Below are 20,394 nucleotides of genomic sequence, written 5' to 3' on the forward strand. Positions count from 1 at the left end.
TGGCGTGCGGTCGATAATCGGACGGTGGCGTCCGCGGCTCGTCGTGATGATCCGAAGCTGGTGCCGGCGCTGATCGGCCAGTGGGAGCGGATCGCGGACCAGGTGGACGCATCCGCCGACCTGGCGTTCACGCGGCCGAGCCGGCTGCCCGGCCGCAGCGTCGCGGACGTCGTCGGGCGTCTGGCCAGGTCCGTCGCCGCGCTCGCGGACGCGGCCGCGTCCGCACCGCCGCCCGCCACCGCGCCGACGCTGTCCGCGTCCGTCTACCTTGCCGGCCATCTCACCGCCCTCCCTGCCGGCCGGCAGCCGACGGCCGGCGGCCTCGACGCCCCCGCTCTGGGCGATCCCGCTGGTTTCGCGGCCGGCGCCCGCTCGCGGCTGCGGGAGCGCGTCGCCGCCGCGGTGGCCGCTGTCGACGGCGCCGACACCGGACGTCTGGTCGCTGTCACGGCCGCCGACGACGGGTTCCCGGCCGCCGGAACCGGCGGGACGGACGGCGGTGGTGGTAGTGATGGCGGTGCCGGGATACGCCTCGGGGATCTGCTGCTCGCCGAGGTGCTGGCGGGCGTCGTGCACGGCCTGGATCTCGGGGTCGAGCCGGCCCGGGACGCGCTGCGGCTCGCCGTGAAGGCGTGCACCGGTGAGCTCGTGACCCGTGCCCCGGGGCGCTCGGTGGAGGTCCGGGTACCCCCTTTCGCCGCGGTGCAGGCGGTCGAGGGCCCGCGGCACACCCGGGGCACCCCGCCGAACGTGGTCGAGGCCGGGGCGGTCGCCTTCGTCGAGCTCGCGGCAGGCCGGCTGAGCTGGTCGGATGCGACGGCGGACGGTCGGGTCCGAGCCAGCGGCGCCCGCGCCGATCTTCGTCCGTACCTCCCGCTGCTGCGGATCGCCTGACCGGAATCATCCGGTTGGGCTCACCCGGCCGCCGGCCCGACGGGCCCGCCGCCGCGGACCAGATGATCACGCTGGGACGCCTGGTGCTCCCGACCGGTGTGATGATCGCCGTCCCGCCGTCCCGCCGTCCCGCCGTCCCGCCGTCCCGCCAGGAACGTCGCCGCGCTGGTTTTGCTGTCAGAAACGCTGAACATGCCTGTGATATCCGCTCCCGCCCGCATGAGTTGTAGATCGACGGGTGTCGCCCCGGGCCCGCGCTGCTAGCGTGGACGTCGGACCAGTACCAATGACGTCCAAGGAGCTGTGTTGCGCGACGTCGGTGACTGTTCGACCTGTCCACCTGCCTGTTCGGCGGGAGGCCCCGGGTCTGCCCGCATTCCGCAGGCTGTGACGGCGCGTGGCCCCAGCGCATCGCACACGGGCGCTGGGAGCTTCGGTGCGGGATGCTGCGGTCCCGATCATGGCGTTTTCGACTACTCCGATGATCCCGGTCCGCGGGACGCCTGCGGGGTCTTCGGGGTGTGGGCGCCGGACGAGGACGTCGCGAAGCTCACCTACTACGGACTGTACGCGCTACAGCACCGGGGTCAGGAGGCGGCGGGCATCGCCGTCGCCGACGGCCGGACCGTCCTCGTCTTCAAGGAGCTGGGGCTGGTCGCCCAGGTCTTCGACGAGGTGACGCTGGCCAGCCTGTCCGGCCACGTGGCCATCGGGCACACCCGCTACTCGACGACCGGGTCGTCGACCTGGGAGAACGCCCAGCCGTCCTACCGCTCATCGCAGCGTGGAAACGCTGTCGCGCTCGGTCACAACGGTAACCTGACCAACACCGTCGAGCTCGCCGCCGATCTTGTCGACACCGGCGAGGACCGGATCCGGGCGACCACCGACTCCGATCTGATCACGGCCATGCTGGCCGCCCATCCGGGCCCGACGCTGCAGGACGCGGCCATGGCCGTGCTGCCACAGCTGGCCGGCGCGTTCTCGCTGGTCTTCTGCGACACCTCGACCCTGTACGCAGCCCGGGACACGCACGGGGTGCACCCGCTGGTCCTCGGCCGGCTCGGCGGGGACGCCCCGGCGGCCGGCTGGGTCGTGGCGAGCGAGACCGCGGCCCTCGACATCGTCGGCGCCGAGTTCGTCCGCGAGATCGAGCCCGGCGAACTGGTCGTCATCGACGCCGCCGGGCCGCGCTCGCGCAGATACGCGCCCGCGACGCCGCACGGCTGCCTGTTCGAGTACGTCTACCTGGCCCGCCCGGACACGACGATCGCGGGCCGTTCCGTGCACGCGGCCCGGGTCGAGGTCGGTCGTACCCTCGCCCGCGAGGCCCCGGCGGACGCCGATCTCGTTATCGGGGTGCCGCAGTCCGGCGTGCCGGCGGCGGTCGGCTTCGCCGAGGCCAGCCGGATTCCCTACGGCGAGGGCCTGGTGAAGAACTCCTATGTGGGACGCACCTTCATCCAGCCGTCGCAGACCATCCGCCAGCGTGGCATCCGCCTGAAGCTCAACCCGCTGCGTGATGTGATCGACGGCCGTCGGCTCGTCGTCGTCGACGACTCGATCGTGCGTGGCAACACCCAGCGGGCCCTGGTACGGATGCTGCGGGAGGCCGGCGCCGCCGAGGTACACGTGCGGATCTCCTCGCCCCCGGTGCGCTGGCCGTGTTTCTACGGCATCGACTTCGCCACCCGGGCGGAGCTGATCGCGAGCAGTGCCTGCGTCGAGGAGATCCGTGAGTCGCTCGGTGCCGACTCGCTCGCCTACGTCTCGCTGGACGGCCTGGTCGAGGCCTCCCGGCAGCCGGCCGAGACGCTCTGCCGGGCCTGTTTCGACGGGGTGTATCCGGTGCCGCTCCCACACACCGACCATCTCGGCAAGTACCTGCTGGAGGACGTCGTGAGCGAGATCACGGCCGGGATGAACGGCGCCGACCCATCCCCGGACGTGGACTCCGTGGTGCAGTCGGGGTGAGCGTGCCACCGCCCGTTCCGCCTGGCCCACCGGCCGCGAGGATGGTGACGCCTCCCCCGACACCGACACCGGCCCCGCCCCCAGCCTCGCCTCCGGCCACGGTGTCCTATCGGGACGCCGGCGTCGACATCGATGCCGGTGACCGTGCCGTCGCGCTCATGCGCGAGCACGTCGCCCGGGCCACGCGGCCCGAGGTGGTCGGTTCCCTCGGCGGTTTCGCCGGGCTGTTCGAACTCGATGTCACCCGCTACCGGCGCCCGCTGCTCGCCTCGTCGACCGACGGCGTAGGCACGAAGATTGCCATTGCGCGGGCGGTCGGACGGCACGACACCGTCGGTGTCGACCTGGTCGCGATGGTCGTGGACGACCTGGTGGTCTGCGGCGCCGAACCGCTGTTCCTGCTGGACTACATCGCCTGCGGGACGGTCGTCCCGGAGCGGATCGCGGCGATCGTCGCCGGGATCGCGCAGGGCTGCCAGCAGGCCGGCGCCGCGCTGGTCGGCGGTGAGACCGCGGAGCATCCCGGCCTGATGGGCGCCGACGACTACGATCTCGCCGCCACCGGCGTCGGTGTGGTGGAGGCGGACGCGCTGCTGGGGCCGGATCGGGTGCGGCCCGGGGACGCGGTGGTCGCGATGGCCTCGTCCGGCCTGCACTCCAACGGGTACTCCCTGGTGCGCCACGCGCTGCTCGGCCCGCCGGACCCGGACGGCCCCGGCGGGGTGTCCGCGGAAGGCCGGGCCGCCTTGGCCCGCCACGAGGACGACCTGGATACCACTCTCGGTGACGCGCTGCTCGTCCCCACCCGGATCTACGCTCGTGACTGCCTCGCTCTGGCCGAGGCTCTGGACGTCCACGCCTTCGCGCATGTCACCGGCGGTGGGCTCGCGGCCAACCTGGCGCGGGTGCTGCCCGCCGGCCTGACCGCCCGGCTGGACCGCTCCACCTGGGCCCCGCCGCCCCTGTTCGTCCTGCTGGCCGGGCGTGGCGGCATACCGCGGGCCGAGATGGAACGCACGTTCAACCTCGGGGTGGGGATGGTCGCCCTGCTCGGCGCGGACGACGCGCCCGCCGCCGTGGACCTGCTCGCCGCCCGCGGGGTCCCCGCCTGGATCGTCGGGGAGGTCACCGCCCACCCCGATGAGGGCACCGCCGGGGGCGCTGCCGGCTCCGTCAACGGTGCGGGTGCCGCCGAAGAGGGCCGGGCCGAGCTTGTCGGGGAACACCCTCCCGCCGGGTAGCCGGTCCCGATTCCGGTCCCGGTCGGCCAGCGTCCCTGGGCTGGGTGCCTGGGCTGGTCAGTCCCCGGCGGGTCTGGGGCCGCGGGGCCGCCTGCGGTACAGCGGCAGGATCCGGGCGTTCGTGCCGACCGGCCTGGCGGGGCGCGGACTCCGATGCCCGCAGATAGGCGGTGAGCTCCGGCAGCGGCATGGCCGCGCCGGTGTGCAGGCCCTGGACGAAGTCGCACCGCAGCGCCGCCAACGCGGCCATGAGCTCGGCGGTCTCCACCCCCTCCGCGACCACCTGGAGGTTGTGGGTGTGCGCCAGGTGGATCGTGGCGGAGACGATCGCGGCGTCACCCTGCTCGACCAGCAGTTTGCGGACGAAGCTCTGATCCACCTTGACCTCGTCGAGGATCCGCTCCTGCAGCATGGTCAGGGAGGAGAACCCGGTGCCGAAGTCGTCGACGGCGATCCGGACGCCGATCTCCCGCAGCTTGCCCAGCAGCCGGTAGGCCGTCCGCTTGTCCGACATCATCGCGGTCTCGGTGATCTCCAGGGTGAGCGCCGCCGCCGGAACGTCGTGCTTGACCAGCAACTTCGCCACGTCCCCGGGAAGTTCGGTGTTCAGGAGGTTACGGGCGGAGAGGTTGACCGACACCGTGATGTCGAACCCGCTGGCCCGCCAGCCGGCGCACGCGACGAGGGCCTGCTCGAGGATCGCCTTGGTGAAGTCCTGCACCAGCCCGGACTGCTCGATCGCGGGGACGAACATCTCGGGGGTGAGCATCCCGCGTCGTGGATGTTTCCAGCGCACCAGCGCCTCGACGCCGCTGATTCGCCCGGTCCGCAGCTCCACCTGGGGCTGGTAGTTCAGCACCAGCTCGTTCCCGCTGATCGCGGAGCGCAGCTCGGCGACCAGGGCGAGCCGTTCCAGGGACGGGTCGTGGCTGCCGGCGTCGAAGCGCCGCCACCGGGGGTGGGAGTGTTTCGCCTGGTACATGGCGATGTCGGCGTGTTTCAGCAGTTCCTCGATGGTGCTGCCGTCCTGTGGGTGGCAGGCGACCCCGAGGGACGCCTCCACCGCCAGCGGGATGCCATCCATGACGACGTCCCGGCACAGCACGTCGGCGAGTTCGGCGGCGGTCGCCTCGGCCTGGGCGGGGTCGTCGATGCCGGTGACGAGGACGGCGAACTCGTCTCCGCCCAGGCGGGCGACGACGTCGTCCGCCCGGATGCCGCGTCGCAGCCGCTCGGCGACCGCCTGTAGCACCCGGTCCCCGGCGCTGTGCCCGAGGGTGTCATTGATGATTTTGAAGCGGTCCAGGTCGATCATCACGAGGGCGACGGACCGCCCGGTCTCGGCCTGCCGCCGCATCTCGGCCGCTGCCCTGGCCATCAGCAGCCGGCGGTTGCCCAGGCCGGTCAGCCAGTCGTGCCCGGCGTCGTGGGCCTGCTCCTCGGCCACCTGGCGGGCGTGGGCCTCCAGCCGGGCATGCGCGAGGGCGCGGGAGACCGTCTGGGTGAAGGCCGCCAGGACCTGCTCCTCGTGGCGACGCCAGGCCGTCGGCCGGCGGAAGCCCAGGGTGAGCACACCGATCTGCTCCTCGCCCGCGAGCAGGGGGGCGCTGACCTCCCGAATCCGGGATGGCAGCCACCTGCGACGCCCGGGCGGAGCTGGCTGGCGCTCTTCCTGCCGGCGGGTGTCCCGCCCCGGAAGAGGATCTTCCTGGCGGACGTCTTCCGGCGGCGTGCCGGGGGACGGATGCCGCTCGGCCGTTGCCGGCGCGCGCTGGTCGGTCGTTGCCGACGTGGTGTCGGTGGATGTGCTTTCGGTGGGTGCCGTGTCGGTGGGGACCGGGGACCAGATGGTCAATACCGTGCTGTCCGCGTGGAAGAGGGTCTCGGCCTTGCGCTGTGCGATCATGACGACGGTTGGCTCGTCGGCGTCGGCGAGTTCCCGGGCTGCGGTGTTGACCTCGTCCCAGTGACCGCGTTCCTCCAGGGAGCGCAGCCTGCGGTAGTGGCCGATGCCGGGGCCGGCCGCGGCGAGTGGAAGCGCCAGCGCGACGACCGGATTCCAGCTCGCGGCCGCGAGTACCAGCAGGCCCAGCGCGGTGTTCGCGACGATCGGCTGCATCCGCAGGATGGCGAGGCTGTCATGCGGCATGCGGTGGACCGGCCATCTCGACCGCGTTGCCGCGAACGTGCTGGGAAGCGTGAGAAGCCAGGTGAGGATGCCGCACACCATGGCGGCCACGGCCACGGCGGCGAACGCGCGGGTGTCCGGCAGTGCCGCCGGCAGGTCGCGGCCACCCATGACCGCGGCCGCGGCCAGGACGGCCGCTCCGGTACTCGTGGTGACGACAGCGGCGCGCAGCAGCGCTGGGAGCGGCCGGTGCCCGGCGACCAGGTGTGCTCCCAGCGTTGTCGGCAGGCTGAGCAGGACGACCCACGGGCCCGGGACCAGCGCGAGGGCGATGATCAGCGAGATCTCTCCGAGGTTGAGATCGTCGAGGTTCCGGCCGATTCGGCGAATGACTACTGGTAGCTGGCCGAGCACGCATACCGGTAGGGCCGGGGCGAGCGCGTCCCACGCGGGCCGGCCATCCCGGGCGGCGTACAGTGCCGCGACGACGACGGCCGCGGCGGACGTGAGCGGGAGCACACCGTACAGAGCACGGAGCGAGCGGGGAGAACGTGACCGTTCATCACCCTGGGTAGCATGATCTGAGGAGGCGGACGGCGGCTTCGTGGACATGTAGCCGGCCTCCGTCTCGACCTTGCGGGCAACGCGCCGATGCCTGCCAGCAGCCTTCTCGTAGGCTCACGTCCAGGCCGAGACCCGCTCGGACGGAACGGCCGTCATCGCCGCCAGCCGGTGTGGTCCGATGGCGATGTGACCCCGTCAGTTTGCCACGTGTATCGGTCGAGTCCGTACTGACCGGGATGCTCAGCTCGAATATTGCCCATAGTGGCATAGATCATGTGGCGGTCTGTTACGGTATGTCTCATATAAATAACTAAATGCAACAAAATTCGAATGGCTCACACGCGTCCGACTCAACCCGATCACGCCCCTGCCCATACGCTGGACCCGCGACGGCGGTATGACGGCGGTGTACGGGCCGGCCGTACCTGTGACAGCCCATCCGGCGAACCCGTCGGGCCGTCTGGTGGGCGTCCATGGCGCCACGTGCTACCTGGTGACGCCATAGGCCGGTGACCGGCCGGAACCCGTGAAGCGACCACGTAACCAGCCCCGTGGACCCCGATCCGTGGACCCTGCCCGTGCGAACCCCGGAGACGCGCGGCCGATGGGCCGCCGATGGGTCTACGGCCCGTGCGGACTCCCGCGACCGGCCGTTCACGGGACGCCGACGGCTCCCGCCGGCCCGGGACGGCTGTCTCCGGTGGATCGTCGGTCGCGCGATGGCTGCCCAGGAGGCACTCGGAGCGCTTGAGGACGGGTGCGCATCCCACATGTGGAGCGGGAGTGGGACGCGCACCCCTGGCGCACCTTGTGCTGGCGAGGAGCACTGCCCGACGGTGGTACTCGGTGACGCGGACCCGGCGGCCCGCACCCCGTGCTCGTACCGCTACCGTCGACCGGTGTCCTCATCCTCATCGAGGTAGTCGTACTCGTAGGAATCATCCGAGTACGGATCGTCCGCGGTGTCGTCTCGCGTACTGCTCGCGCCCAGATCGGCTTTCAGCCGATCCAGATCCATATTCGGCGAGTTGTACTTGAGCTCGCGGGCGACTTTCGTCTGCTTGGCCTTCGCTCGGCCGCGCCCCATGGCTCGACCCCCTCGAACATGACGACGGGGACCCGCCCCGGTGCTCTCATTGTCTCGTGCCTCCCGAGACTACAGGGATCGCGGGCCGCCCGGCACGCCAACCCCACAGTTGTCCGGTTGGGAGGCGATCGCAGTGGCATATACGTGACATGAATCACAGATCGAAATCTGACGATCGGCTGCTTCGACTACTCCGAACGTCCGGGAACGAGAATCTGGCGTAGCCGTCCGACCTCGCTGATGCGGCGCTCCGCCAACTGGGTGGCGGCAACGGTGGAGGTGACCCCGGTCAGCTCGGCGAGAGCCAGCACCTCCAGGGTCGAGGCGAAGATGCCGCTGGCCTTCGCCCGCGCCCGCTCCGGGGAGTAGCCCTGGATCTCGTCGGCGACCTGGATGAGCCCACCGGCGTTGACCACGAAGTCCGGCGCGTAGAGCACGCCCGCGCCGGCCAGCAGCTTGTCCGCGTCCGCGTCCGCGTCCGCGAGCTGGTTGTTGGCTGCGCCACACACGACGCGCGCCCGCAGCGCCCCGACCACGTCCGCGGTGAGAACACCACCGAGCGCGCACGGGGAGTAGACGTCCGCGTCGGCTCCGATGAGCATGTCGGGGTCGGCGTGCGTCTCGACGTCGGGATACTCCGCCCGCAGCCGTCGCAGGGCCACCGGGCTGACGTCCGCGGCGACCACCCGGGCGCCGTCGGCGAGCAGATGGCCCACCAGCCGTCGGCCGACCTTGCCGACGCCGCTGACGGCCACCCGGCGGCCCGCCAGCGACGGCGTGCCCCACAGGTGCCGGGCGCAGGCGCGCATCCCCTCGAACACGCCGTAGGCGGTCAGGATGCCGGAGTCGCCCGAGCCACCGTGCGCGGGGGAGCGTCCGGTGACCCACCGGCACTCCCGCGCGATCACGTCCATGTCCTCGACGTACGTGCCGACGTCACAGGCGGTGATGTAGCGGCCGCCGAGTGACGCCACGAAACGTCCGTACGCGCGCAGCAGCGGCTCGGACTTGTCCCGCTCGGGGTCGCCGAGGATGACCGCCTTGCCGCCGCCGAGGTCCAGGCCGGCGCAGGCGGCCTTGTAGGCCATGGCCCTGGACAGGGCAAGGGCGTCGCCCAGGGCCGCGTCCTCGTCGACGTAGGGGTGGAATCTGGTCCCGCCGAGGGCGGGGCCGAGAGCGGTCGAGTAGATCGCGATGATCGCGCGCAGCCCGCTGGCGGGGTCGATGCAGAAAACCACCTGTTCGTGCTGCGAACCGGCGGTGAAGACGGACGGCACCGGTGAGGCTCCCTTCGTCGGGAACGTGGGGTTCGTCGAGGGACGTGCTCTTCATGGTCGACGCCTGACCGGGTGGAACCTCCCGAACGGGCGCGGTCGACGTCCGCAACGTATCCGCGGCTGCCGCCATGAGCTGGTGTGGTGGTGATTGTTCGTCGTTGCTGCCGTGGGCCTCCGTCGTTGAACGGGGGACGCGTGTCGACGACGGGCCTACGGCGACTCGCTGATGTTCCCGGCATGCCAGGATCTCTTCTGTGGCGCCTGTCGTGAGTCCGGCCGCCTACCTGCGGGTGTACGAGCCGCTGGCGGCCTTCCCCCCGGCCGAACGGCTCCGTTGGGAGCGGTACGCGGCCGAGGGAGGCGTGCCCAGCCGCCGGGCCGGTGCCCGGCGGGAACGAACCGTCGCGCTGGCCGCGACCATCCGTCCCTCGCTGGACGTGGCAGACGAGTCCGCCTTCGTCCAGATGGCAGACGGCCTGATGTTCGTCTGCCCCTGGTACACCCAGCTGCGGGTGTGGCAGGCCGCGATGGAGTTCCGCGGCCGGCTGCCCGAGCGGGTGGCCGAGGCGTTCATCCCGCGCCGGCTGGCCGAGCCGGCCGAGACCGAGCTGGACCGCTGGCGCAGCCGCCGGCCCGATCTCAAGGTCTACGTCCAGACCTGCACCTGGATGGTGCCGCCGCCGTGGTTCGTCCTGTTCGATCCCGCGGAGCGGGTCCTGGTCACGGGTGACACCGTCGACAGGTCGCTGCTCTACCGGACGTCGATGGGCCTTGCCCGGCGCCGGGTGACCCGGGCCCTGGAGGCGCTCGATGTGCTGCGCCGGGTCGCGCCGGACTCGCCGGGCGTCGACGGCGTGGCCGAGCTCGGGGACTGGCTGGAGGACTTCCACCCGCACAGCCGGATCGAGCTCGACTACGGAGGCATTGTCGATCTGCTCGATGACGATGCGCTGCGCAACGACACGTCGGTCGCGGACCTGGGCGAGGCGATCACCGCGTTACGCCGAGGGCGAACAGATGCGGCGGTTGCGGCGTATGGGCGTGTCCTGAACCGGTGGAGACCGCTTCAGACCAGGGAGTCCGCAAGCTGATAGTTCATAACTGCTAACTGAGCGTGATTGCTCGCTTCGGACGTCGTGTGACTAGTCAGCAGATGGTCCTGACGTGCCATGTCCGAAATGCCCCCGAAGGATGCACCATCTGTATGGGACGGAGCGACGCTCTGTGACGGGAGGCCAACACAATGACGACGAGAACACCGGACGCTGAGCCGCTGCTGACGCCCGCTGAAGTGGCAACGATGTTTCGAGTTGACCCGAAGACGGTGACCAGGTGGGCGAAGGCGGGCAAGCTCACGTCGATCCGCACTCTCGGCGGCCATCGCCGCTACCGAGAGGCGGAGGTCCGGGCTCTCCTCAAGGGGATCCCATCCGTGGGAAGTGAGGTATAGCCCTACGCCAACGCGATCAGACGCATCGGATCCTCCTTCCTGTTTCGACATGGCCCGCAAGCTTCGGAGTCCAGGCGGTTCCGGCGGCTTGAGATGCGGTCAGGTTAAGGCCAAGGGGGTCGCCGGTACGGCGGTTGTTCCAACCAGGGGCAATGGTTGTGCTTTTGATGTGTCGAGGTTGCCGAAATGGGGACGTCTCGGTACGTCCAGGCGTTTTCGGGTTCTTCGGTCAGGATCCGGGAGTCTTCGACCAGGAAACTGGGGTCCCTGGCCAGGATCCGGGGGTCTTCGACCAGAGGCTGAGGGCGGCGTGCCGTAGTTTTCGCCCGCCGCCTCAGGCCCGGCTTCCCGGACCGCTGGCAGGTCAGCGTTCCGGGTCGAAGCCCCCGGACCCGGGCATCCCGAGGGGGTCGTGGCGCACGGTTTCCTCCGTGGGCCAGGGCCCGGCCGGTGGCCGGTGGATCGATCCAGGCCGCCGGGCACCCCCGGGGCCGGCACACGCCAGGATGGCCGCCCGCGGCCGCGGCTGGGGGATGCCGCAACCCGCTGGGCGGGTGGCGGCCGGTCCCGCCGCGAAAGCCCCGGCCGCGATCCGGCCGGGGCAGTTCATGGGAAAGCCCTGACACGGATGATGATCGGTCCGCCAGGGTGGCACCGTCGCCCGCCGCTGTAGATCATCCGTCTGCCACGGATCACCGCCTCGTGGCTGGCGGAGATCTCGTTCTTACGGCGGCGCGACGGCCGCGGTGGCACCGTGACGGCGAACTGCGGATGGCTGTCCACCGGCCGCGCGCCACCGGTGGCCGCGTCTGTCACGTGGTCAGGCCGCACGTTCACACGTCATACGTTCAGTTCACGCGTCCCATGTGACATGTCACATGTTCATATGTCACTCGTGGTCACGTCATACGTGGTCACGTCATGCATGGTCACGAATCCCCTGCCGCCCTGCCGCCCGGGCGCAGTGGGCGCCGCAGAAGAACTGTCCGTCGGTCTGTGCTCCGTGACCGGAGATCTTCACCCCGCAGTGTTCACAGACCGGGGCCATCGCGTGGATCGCGCATTCAAAGCTGTCAAATATGTGCACATTTCCCTGGGCGTGCACCTCGAAGCTCATCTCGTAGTCGTTGCCGCAAACTTCACAACTGCCCATTGTGACTCCCCGTCGGCGCTCTTGTGTTCGCTTTGTCGCTGCTCGGTGGGCCTGGGGGCCGGGGCACGACCGACATGGCACCGGGATTCTCCGGAGCAGACCGGAACGTCTGGCCCCCGGGCCGTTCACCGGTAATCCGCTGTGCCGCTCGTGCCCGGCCGTGCCGTGGCCAAACCGACGCCGGCGAATTCCCTTTCGGTGGTCGGGCGAGCGGGCCCGTTCGCTGGTTCTTCCGGTTCGGCCCGCCTTCTCACGGCCGCTCCGGCATACCGGAGCCCACCAGCCACACCGGGCCGGCGACACGCCGTATCCCAGGTACATCCCAGGCCAGCCGTATCCGTACTGGCCGTATCCATATACGTCGTATCCCGGTTACGGAGCATGCGTCTCCCAGGTATGGACGCACGATCCGGCCCGGGGCCGTCCGTGAGGAGCCGGGAGCAAGGGGGCACCGAGGGAGCCGGGCGGCCCCCGCGGTGGAAGCGGCCCTCGCTGGTGGACCTGGCCCGGTCGGCGATGAGCGCGCCGGCGGGGCGGAGCGCGGACCAGCCCGTGTTACGACCGGGCGCACCAGCGGCCGAGCTGCCGCCGCACCGGCAGCTGCCTGCCGCGTGTCGGGAGGACCGCTTCCGGGCGCACCGGAGTGCCGGCGGGCGGGGAAGGCCCCGCGGGGCCGAGGGTCCCCGCGCCCGGCCTCGGCCGGACCCTGGCCGGGCCGCCTTTCCTCCTGGTCGTCAGGGTATTCTCTGCCCGGCTGGCCGGGTATTTCTCCCTATTTACCGCGATGCTTTGTCGGGTGGCCGTCAAATCGACCGGAAGTCGTTCGTGGACGGCAGGTTAGAAGCGTGTAAAAATTCCATTTCGCAAACGCCGCCAGGCCTGCCTCGGTGATTCATGTCGTAGTGACATCCTCCCAGCTCACGGGGCGTCCGGGAGTTCACAGTGCCGGTTGCCGTCCCATAGCAGACGACGGGTCCGGCGCCGGCACGCTCTTTCCGTCCCGTGATTCACGACTCACCGCTCCAATCATACGTGCGTATATGCGGACCGTACGATGGAATTGTGTCAGGTGCGAGAATCATGAAAGAAGGCAGTGAGTCACATGAATCCGCAGTCACCCGACACGAACAGGGCCCGTGAGTCCGCCGACGTCGTCCTCATCGGCGCGGGAATCATGAGTGCCACCCTCGGTACTCTGCTGCGCAGACTCCAGCCGGACTGGTCGATCGACGTGTACGAGCGATTGCCCAGGGTCGCCGAGGAGAGTTCGGACCCGTGGAACAACGCGGGTACCGGTCACGCCGCCCTGTGCGAACTGAACTACACCAGTGAACTCCCGGACGGCACCATCGACGTGCGGAAGGCCGTCGGGATCAACGAACAGTTCCAGGTGAGCCGGCAGTTCTGGTCGTATCTGGTGGAGGACGGAACATTTTCCGAGCCGGAGACCTTCATCAACTCGACGCCGCACATGACCTTCGTGCAAGGGGCGACCGATGTCGACTTCCTGCGCAGGAGATACGAGGCTCTGCGTACCGAGCCGCTGTTCTCCGCCATGGAGTTCAGCGACGATCCCGCCGTGATCCAGCGATGGGCTCCGCTGCTGATCGAGCAGCGGAAACCCGGCGAGCAGATAGCCGCGACCCGTGACATCTCCGGGACCGACGTGGACTTCGGTTCCCTGAGCCGGCAGCTCTTCCGGACGCTTGAGGCCTCCGGCGTCGGTATCCACCTCAACCAGGAGATCAGGGCGCTGACGCGGAAGCCGGACGGCCGGTGGCGGCTGCGCATCCACAACAACACGACCGGGAAGACCAAGGAGGTCTCCGCGCGGTTCGTGTTCGTCGGCGCGGGTGGGTGGGCGCTGAAGATCCTGCAGAAATCACGGATACCCGAGGCCTACGGTTTCGCCCTGCTGCCCATCAGCGGGCAGTTTCTCCGTACCGACAATCCGGCCGTCGTCGCCCGGCACCACGCGAAGGTGTATGGCAAGGCGCCGATCGGCGCGCCACCGATGTCCATGCCGCACCTGGACACCAGGATCGTCGACGGCAAGAAGTCGATCCTGTTCGGTCCGTACGCCGGCTCGAGCCCGAAGTTCCTCAAGCACGGCTCCGTCCTTGACATGCCGTCGTCCATCCGTTGGCACAACGTCCTTCCGCTGCTTGCCATGGCGAGGGACAACATCGCCCTTGTCGCCCTGCTGGTGAACGCGCTGCGAGCGACCCGGAAGAAGAAGATCGCCGAGCTCGCGAAGTTCGTTCCCGGCGCACTGGCCAAGGACTGGCGGATCATCACGGCCGGGCAGCGGGCACAGATCGTGAAGAAGGATCCCGAGAAGGGGGGGATCCTCCAGTTCGGCACCGAGGTCGTCGCGTCCGCCGACGGCTCCATCGCCGGAGTTCTCGGTGCTTCCCCCGGCGCGTCCACCGCTGTACCGATCATGCTCGATCTTCTTGAGCGGTGCTTCCCCGAGCGTTATGACGCCTGGCGGCCCAGGCTGAACGAAATGATCCCCACGTTCGGTCAGCGGCTCTCGGACAATACCGAGCTCGCGGCCCAGACGATGGCCGCGACCGCGAAGACCCTGCACCTCACCGAAATTTCCCGGCCCCTTTCGGGACGATCCAGCGATCCGGTGGGCTGACCGGCCACCGCATGAGCCGGATGCAGCCGGACAGGGATATTCGCTCGTGGGCGGGGTCGTCCGCGCCCGGCCTGGGCCGGACTTCGACGAGGCCCGGACAGCACCGTTCTGTCCGGGCCGGCCGTCGAGTGGCCGCGCGGGAAACGGGTGGCCACGGTGGCTGGTTTTCTCGGCATCCCGGCTCCGGCTCCCGGCATCCTGGGCCGGGTCCTACTGTCCTGAGTCGTTGATTCGCTGGCAGTAGGCGGCGAGGGTCTCGAGGATCTCGTCGGCGGTCTTGGCCCAGACGAACGGCTTCGGGTCCTTGTTCCAGGCGTTGATCCATCGGCGGATGTCGGCTTCGAGTTCGACGACCGAGCGGTGCGTCGATCGGCGCAGCTTGCGGGTGGTCAGCTCCGCGAACCAGCGCTCGACCAGGTTCATCCACGACGCCGAGGTCGGGGTGAAGTGCAGGTGGAAGCGGGGGTGGCGCAGCAGCCAGTTCTTCACCGCCGGGGTCTTGTGGGTGGCGTAGTTGTCCAGGACCAGGTGCAGGTCGTAGCCCTTCGGGACCGAGGAGTCGATCAGCTTGAGGAAGCGCAGGAACTCCTGGTGACGGTGCCGCCGGAAGGTCTGCGCGATCACCGACCCGGACGTCGGGTCGAGCGCGGCGAACAGGCTGGTCGTGCCATGGCGGACGTAGTCGTGGGTCATCCGCTGCGGGGTACCCGGCATCAGGGGCAGCACCGGTGCCGTGCGATCCAAAGCTTGCACCTGCGACTTTTCGTCGACGCAGAGCACGATCGCCTTCTCCGGCGGGTCGAGGTAGACCCCGACCACGTCACGGACATTGTCCACGAACAGCGGGTCGGTGGACAGCTTCCACGTCTCGACCAGATGCGGCTTCAACCCGAACGCCCGCCACATCCGTGACACCGTCGACTGCGACAGCCCACTGGCCCTCGCCATCGACCGCGATGTCCAATGGGTATCGCCGTTCGGTGGCTTCTCCTCCAACGTCCTCGCGATCACCGCCTCGACCTGGGCGTCGGTGACCTTCCGAGGCGCTCCCGGACGTGCCTCGTCTGACAGGCCCTCCAGCCGGTCGACCGCGAACCGCTCCCGCCATTTCGCGACCGTTCCCCGGGTGATCCCGAGCTCGGCCGCGACCCCCGAGTTCGTCCCACCGTCCGCGCAGGCCAGCACGATCCGCGAGCGCAACGCCAGCGCCTGCGCGGTCTTCCGCCGTCGGGCCCAGCCCTCCAGCACCGCACGCTCAGCAGACGACAACTCGATGGGATCCGCGCTCGGGCCAGGCACCAGCCCATTCTATCTGCACACGAATCAACGACTCAGGACACTAGACTGACGGCATGGTGTTGGGCGATGCGAAGTATGTTGCTGTGACAACTTTCCGTAAAACCGGTGTCGCCGTGTCCACGCCCACGTGGATCGTTCCGCTTGACGGGGGCCGGGTCGGATTCAACACGTCGTCGGCGTCCGGTAAGTACAAGCGCCTCCGGAACAGCCCCAGGATCGTGCTGCAGCCGTCGGACGCACGCGGGCGCGTCCGGGCCGATTCGTCGCCTGTCGAGGGGACCGCCGAGTTGGCGACCTCCGGCGACGGCTTCGACGAGGTCCAGCGCAAGGTCCGCGCGAAATACGGTGTGATGGTCTCGGTGTCAAGGCTGTTCAACACGCTCAGCCGTCTCGGCCGGACGAAGTTGCCGTACGGCGACATCGCCGTCATCATCACTCCGGCCGCTCCGTCATAGGGCCACCGGACCGCGGTGCCTCGCCGTCACAGCCTGCTTGCGCCTTCGGCACACCGCTTCCCTGCGCTGACAACTGTGCTGTTGTCCCCGTTACCGTTGGCTGTCCCCGCCACCGCCGGCCGGAGCAGCGCCGGCCGGAGCAGCGCCGGCCGGAGCGAAGCGGCCGGGTCGTCGTTGCCGACCGTCCGCGTTGACACCCGTCCCCGTCCGGTGTGATGGAGGTGCCCGGTCAGTCGGGGAGGCCCTGGTCGCGGATGACGCGGTCGATACGGCGGTCAGGGATCAGCCACAGGATGGCGACGGCGACGAAGAAGCCGAGCGCGACCTGGATGCCGATGTGCCCGTGGCCGGTGAGCAGCGCGCTCACGATACCGGCAAGGTAGAGGATCATGGAGGCTTTGCCCTTGAGGTCCCGCCCGACGGCCAGTCGCAGCGGGGAGTCCGGGCCCTCGCTTCGAATGATTACAGTTTGTAGCACGAAATAGGCGATCGCGGCCGCGAGCAGGTTCACCCCGTAGATGACCACGGGAGTGCGGGCGAAGTCGCTGTCGTCCATCCACGCGGTGGTAAACGGGAACAGGGAGAGGAAGAACAGCAGGCTCAGGTTCGCCCAGAGCACGCCGCCGGTGCTGCGCCGGACCAGCTGGAAGGTGTGGTGGTGGTTGTTCCAGTAGATGCCGACATAGACGAAGCTGAGCAGGTAGGTGAGCAACGAGGTCCCGCTGGTGTGCCGCAGCGCCGCCAGGTCGTGCCCCTCCGGAACCTTCAGCTCCAGCACCATGATCGTTATGATGATGGCCAGGACGGCGTCGCTGAAGGCTTCCAGCCGGCTCGTTCTCACACTACGGCCGCCCGATCACGCCCATGACCGACAGCCCGGCACACCGGCGGCCGCACACCGCGAACATCCCTCCACACGGCGCCCATCATCCCACCCCGGCCACCGCCTCGAACGCAGGCTTGGCTTCGGCAGGGTTTCAGGATCGTCCACGCCAGAGCGTCAGCCGGCCCAGGGGCGCAGTCTCCGGGCTGCGACCGGTGCGCGGCCGGGCCAAGCCGGACTCGCCATTGGTCGCCGGATGCCGTCGAGCCGGGCCAGCCACGGTTGACGGATCCGCGGCCGGCGATCCATGCCTGGTATCGGCCGGGCGGCACGTCGAGTGGATGGCTGGCGAGGGTCGCTGATTCGTAGTACATGCCGAACTTTCCCACGTCGGATGACGCCTCGAACGCCTCCTGCCAGTCCTCGAGATCGTCGGGCGGCTGATCGCTCCACCGCTCGATCCGAAGCTGCAACGCGAAGTTGTTCTGGTGCGGAGACAGGAAGAGCAGCAGCGGGCTGTCCTCCGCGACCTGAGTGCCCAGGCGCCATCTGGACCATGGCTCGTTGCCGATCTACGGTTGACCGGCCCGCGCACCGCAGCCGATGTCGTCGCGAGCGCCGCGCAGTTACGGTGCTGTCTAGACAGCACAGATCTGGAGGTGGTCGCGGTGAGCTGGCAGGTGCAGGAGGCCAAGCAGCGGTTCAGCGAGATGCTGCGCGCCGTGGCCCAGGACGGCCCGCAGACGATCTCGCGTCACGGCCAGGACGCCTTCGTCGTCATCGACATCGAGGAGTACCGGAGACTGAAGGGCCGACAGCGCGACCTCAAGTCGGTGCTGACAGGGCCGCCGTACTTCACCGACGAGATGTCCGGGATCATGGATGACATCGAGCGCGCCAGGCGGACAGAGGCTCAGCGCGATCTCGACCTCTGGGAGGTCGACGAGTCGGAGACCGATAGGCCGGGGGAAGCCCAGTGAGCTTTCTCCTCGACACAAACGTGGTGTCGGAGATCCGCAAGGTACGCCCCGACCGCGGGGTCGCCGCGTGGGTGGGCTCCGTGGACGCGGAACGCCTCTACCTGTCCGTCCTGACCGTGGGGGAGATCGAACAGGGGATCGGTCAGCTGCGCCAGCGGGGGGACACGCGGCAGGCCGCGCTGTACGCCAACTGGCTCGTCGACGTGGTCGAGGCTTTTGGCGGACGCATCGTCCCCGTCTCGGTGGAAGCAGCCCGGGAGTGGGGCCGAGCCAGGGGAAGCGGACAGGCAGCCCCAGTCGATGCGCTCATCGGCGCCACCGCCAGGACCCACGGCTGGATGCTCGTCACCCGCAACGTCAAGGACTTCACCCAACTCGACGTGCCCGTGTTCAACCCGTTCGCCGGCGAAACCTGACAGATTCCGATGCGCGGGCGCCGACGAGACTGGCCGCGGCCCAACCACCTGATCCAGGCCGGAAGCAGAAAGCCAGCCGAGGCCACCTTCGGTCCCGGCAGGCTGTGAGTCAAAGAGCGGCGACGAACTCCTCGATGACCAGCTTGACGGCCTCGTAGAGATCCGCTACAGCGCCCTCAGGAGTGTCACCGAGCCCGTGCGCGCCACCGCTGGGGAACGACGCATGGGCCGCCCAGGTGCCGCCCTCCTCCTGCTCCAGCTCATAGGGGATCTGGACCATCCGCTTCATGGTGCTGACTGTCAGCCGTCAGACTCGCAGCAGTTGTGATCACAGCGCTTGGATCCCGCCCGGTAACGCTCTGCAGGTGCTGCTGTGATGTGGAGATACCGCTCACCAGCACAACCAGCTGGGGCTGGCCGGGCCCTTAGACCCCGGACGGAGAAGCGCAAGAACTGAACGGAGCAACAAGTACAGACGCTGATCGCCGAAACCCCCACGAAGCCGCACCGCAGGTGCGGCGAGCCCCCAACCCAAGAACCGTGGGGGTTCCAGGGGGCTCGGCCCCCTGGGCAGACATTGCGGCCAATGCGAAACCGCACGTCAGTGCGGTGAGCAGAGTGGACTAGCGTGTGGGCAGGGGCGGGGTCGAACCGCCGACCTTCCGCTTTTCAGGCGGACGCTCGTACCGACTGAGCTACCTGCCCCGGTGCGACCATCCTGTCATACGCGGGCCTAGCAGGCCACATCGATGGAGATCGCCAACGTAGTACTGCTGGCATCCGATGATGTGAGCGCGGTCCCGACGGGATTCGAACCCGCGACCTCCGCCTTGACAGGGCGGCGTGAACTCCAGACTTCACCACGGGACCATGCTGTGCTGTTCAGTTGTACCACAAGCGCTCTCGACTGCCGCTGTGCCTGTCCTTTGGTGAGAAGAGCCTATCTGGATCATCCGATCATGATCCTGGAAGACTTCCTCCGGAGCCCCTGGGATCGAGCAGGGCTCCATCTGATGCTGGACAACACCCTACAGCACGGTGGGAGGGTTCGGGGACGGAGGTTGGCGTGCCTGCGTGCACACCGCAAAATCGTGCCCAACAGGCCCGAACGGGCCGGTGGTGCGCCTGTCCGGGCCTGCGTGGGCCTGCGTGGAGCTGTCAGCCATGCCGACGGACGCTCGCGCGGATCAGTCCGACAGCTCGACGAGATGCTCGACGGTGCGGGTGTCACCGTCGACGGCCGCGGCCACCACCACGGTGGTTCCGGTCTTGAAGTCGCCGATGCCGGCGTCGTCACCGTCGATCCAGAGGTCCGTGTCGCCGGTCACGGCGTAGGTGGCTTCGTACCCGTCCTTGCTTTTGATCGTGGCCGAGGTCTGGGACACGTTGGTCAGCTCACCACGCTGGTAGGTGACGACCTGGTAGCCGTCGTCCGTCCGGACCGTGGCGTCGCCGTGCAGCGGGCGGGACGCGGCCCAGTCGTCGACGTCGTCGTCGTAGCCCCACCAGCCGGGGCCGCCGTGCCCGTGGTGATGCCTGTGTCGCGGCCGATCGGAGTCCAGCGTGGCCGTGTCCTTGCTTGAGTCGTCACTCGGTGACAGGCTGGTCGCCGCCCCGGCTGGAGAGATCAGGCTGGTGGTGCTGTCAGGTGAGGCGAGTGCCACCGCGGTGATGCCCGCGATGCTCAGAGTTCCGACTGTCGCGATCGTCGTGAGCATGGTGCCAAGTCGAGGTCGCATCGTCGTCTACCCCCTTCGACGTACCCCAGCGGCACGTCTGATTCACTCCTAGCGTGGGCTGATCACCTGAGCCCTGCGTTCAGGAAGTGTTCAGAGTTTATGAGAACGCTCCGCTGTCGGGTTGTAGCGTTCGGTATTAGCTGTCTGTCTGAAGGGATTGCGACAATGAATCCCGCTGCCCTGAACGATCCCGCCTTTGGCCAGATGGGTGACAGGTCGGATTCATGACGGTCATAGCTGCTTGCGGAGGTGTGCCCGACCGGCGTA

At 69.0% G+C, this 20,394-nt stretch carries 18 protein-coding genes and 2 tRNA genes; 9 read left to right on the forward strand and 11 right to left on the reverse strand.

The genetic code is table 11. From position 1 onward, the window contains the following. The first annotated feature begins 24 nt into the window (after positions 1–24). The gene (locus FSYMDG_RS23745; protein ID WP_043602734.1) at positions 25–894 is read left to right on the forward strand and encodes a sterol carrier family protein; all 870 of its coding nucleotides are present in this window, start codon (positions 25–27) and stop codon (positions 892–894) included. A 20-nt stretch (positions 895–914) separates the two neighbouring features. Here FSYMDG_RS23745 and FSYMDG_RS25590 read toward each other — a convergent pair whose 3' ends face one another. Continuing rightward, positions 915–1,088, reverse strand: a complete 174-nt coding sequence (locus FSYMDG_RS25590; protein ID WP_013871839.1) for a hypothetical protein — start codon at positions 1,086–1,088, stop codon at positions 915–917. Positions 1,089–1,281: 193 nt separating this feature from the next. Between FSYMDG_RS25590 and purF the strand changes: the two genes are divergently transcribed. Continuing rightward, positions 1,282–2,868, forward strand: a complete 1,587-nt coding sequence (gene purF, locus FSYMDG_RS01360; protein WP_165490433.1) for an amidophosphoribosyltransferase — start codon at positions 1,282–1,284, stop codon at positions 2,866–2,868. Between the two features lie 41 nt (positions 2,869–2,909). After that, the gene (gene purM / locus FSYMDG_RS01365; RefSeq protein ID WP_083828087.1) at positions 2,910–4,109 is read left to right on the forward strand and encodes a phosphoribosylformylglycinamidine cyclo-ligase; all 1,200 of its coding nucleotides are present in this window, start codon (positions 2,910–2,912) and stop codon (positions 4,107–4,109) included. Here purM and FSYMDG_RS22465 read toward each other — a convergent pair. From FSYMDG_RS22465 to FSYMDG_RS01380, 3 genes are all read right to left on the reverse strand, one after another. Further along, positions 4,042–6,756 carry a putative bifunctional diguanylate cyclase/phosphodiesterase gene (locus FSYMDG_RS22465; RefSeq protein WP_050803272.1) on the reverse strand — a complete coding sequence of 905 codons (2,715 nt, stop codon included), beginning with the start codon at positions 6,754–6,756 and terminating at the stop codon, positions 4,042–4,044. The genes purM and FSYMDG_RS22465 overlap by 68 nt on opposite strands. Positions 6,757–7,687: 931 nt before the next feature. Then, positions 7,688–7,888 (reverse strand): DUF3073 domain-containing protein, encoded by a 201-nt coding sequence (locus FSYMDG_RS01375; RefSeq protein WP_013871843.1) that lies wholly within the window; start codon positions 7,886–7,888, stop codon positions 7,688–7,690. A gap of 188 nt (positions 7,889–8,076) precedes the next feature. Next, on the reverse strand, positions 8,077–9,165 hold the full coding sequence (locus FSYMDG_RS01380) for a Glu/Leu/Phe/Val family dehydrogenase (RefSeq protein ID WP_013871844.1): 1,089 nt from the start codon (positions 9,163–9,165) through the stop codon (positions 8,077–8,079). 254 nt (positions 9,166–9,419) lie between these two features. On the opposite strand from FSYMDG_RS01380, the gene FSYMDG_RS01385 reads away from it, so the two are divergent. Then, positions 9,420–10,256: a hypothetical protein gene (locus FSYMDG_RS01385; RefSeq protein ID WP_013871845.1), complete on the forward strand. Its 837-nt coding sequence runs from the start codon at positions 9,420–9,422 to the stop codon at positions 10,254–10,256. A gap of 152 nt (positions 10,257–10,408) precedes the next feature. Continuing rightward, positions 10,409–10,615, forward strand: coding sequence for a developmental transcriptional regulator BldC (gene bldC / locus FSYMDG_RS23750; protein ID WP_013871846.1), 207 nt, complete (start codon positions 10,409–10,411; stop codon positions 10,613–10,615). A gap of 919 nt (positions 10,616–11,534) precedes the next feature. Here the strand turns inward: bldC and FSYMDG_RS23755 are convergent. Next, a complete protein-coding gene (locus FSYMDG_RS23755) occupies positions 11,535–11,768 on the reverse strand; it encodes a hypothetical protein (RefSeq protein WP_013871847.1) in 234 nt (77 codons plus the stop codon). Between the two features lie 1,102 nt (positions 11,769–12,870). On the opposite strand from FSYMDG_RS23755, the gene mqo reads away from it, so the two are divergent. Next, positions 12,871–14,415: a malate dehydrogenase (quinone) gene (gene mqo / locus FSYMDG_RS01400; protein ID WP_013871849.1), complete on the forward strand. Its 1,545-nt coding sequence runs from the start codon at positions 12,871–12,873 to the stop codon at positions 14,413–14,415. 210 nt (positions 14,416–14,625) lie between these two features. Here mqo and FSYMDG_RS01405 read toward each other — a convergent pair whose 3' ends face one another. Next, entirely contained in the window at positions 14,626–15,714 is a 1,089-nt protein-coding gene (locus tag FSYMDG_RS01405; protein ID WP_013871850.1) for an IS630 family transposase, read from the reverse strand. 53 nt (positions 15,715–15,767) lie between these two features. Between FSYMDG_RS01405 and FSYMDG_RS01410 the strand changes: the two genes are divergently transcribed. Next, positions 15,768–16,169, forward strand: a complete 402-nt coding sequence (locus FSYMDG_RS01410) for a PPOX class F420-dependent oxidoreductase (RefSeq protein WP_013871851.1) — start codon at positions 15,768–15,770, stop codon at positions 16,167–16,169. 229 nt (positions 16,170–16,398) lie between these two features. On the opposite strand, the gene FSYMDG_RS01415 is transcribed toward FSYMDG_RS01410, so the two are convergent. Continuing rightward, entirely contained in the window at positions 16,399–17,010 is a 612-nt protein-coding gene (locus FSYMDG_RS01415) for a TMEM175 family protein (protein ID WP_013871852.1), read from the reverse strand. Between the two features lie 560 nt (positions 17,011–17,570). Here FSYMDG_RS01415 and FSYMDG_RS23760 point away from each other — a divergent pair. Together FSYMDG_RS23760 and FSYMDG_RS01425 are read left to right on the forward strand one after the other, a co-directional pair. Next, a complete protein-coding gene (locus FSYMDG_RS23760; protein WP_202797655.1) occupies positions 17,571–17,972 on the forward strand; it encodes a type II toxin-antitoxin system Phd/YefM family antitoxin in 402 nt (133 codons plus the stop codon). After that, positions 17,969–18,388, forward strand: coding sequence for a type II toxin-antitoxin system VapC family toxin (locus tag FSYMDG_RS01425; RefSeq protein WP_013871854.1), 420 nt, complete (start codon positions 17,969–17,971; stop codon positions 18,386–18,388). Before FSYMDG_RS23760 ends, FSYMDG_RS01425 begins: the two co-directional genes overlap by 4 nt. A gap of 109 nt (positions 18,389–18,497) precedes the next feature. Here FSYMDG_RS01425 and FSYMDG_RS01430 read toward each other — a convergent pair whose 3' ends face one another. The 4 genes from FSYMDG_RS01430 to FSYMDG_RS22475 form a co-directional block, all read right to left on the reverse strand. Next, positions 18,498–18,668, reverse strand: a complete 171-nt coding sequence (locus tag FSYMDG_RS01430) for a hypothetical protein (RefSeq protein WP_165001592.1) — start codon at positions 18,666–18,668, stop codon at positions 18,498–18,500. A 351-nt stretch (positions 18,669–19,019) separates the two neighbouring features. After that, positions 19,020–19,093: transfer RNA gene (locus tag FSYMDG_RS01435), tRNA-Phe, on the reverse strand. 90 nt (positions 19,094–19,183) lie between these two features. After that, positions 19,184–19,258: transfer RNA gene (locus tag FSYMDG_RS01440), tRNA-Asp, on the reverse strand. Positions 19,259–19,575: 317 nt separating this feature from the next. After that, positions 19,576–20,127, reverse strand: coding sequence for a hypothetical protein (locus tag FSYMDG_RS22475; RefSeq protein ID WP_013871856.1), 552 nt, complete (start codon positions 20,125–20,127; stop codon positions 19,576–19,578). Positions 20,128–20,394: the final 267 nt, after the last annotated feature.

This window comes from Candidatus Protofrankia datiscae (assembly GCF_000177615.2).
Classification (GTDB): domain Bacteria; phylum Actinomycetota; class Actinomycetes; order Frankiales; family Frankiaceae; genus Protofrankia; species Protofrankia coriariae.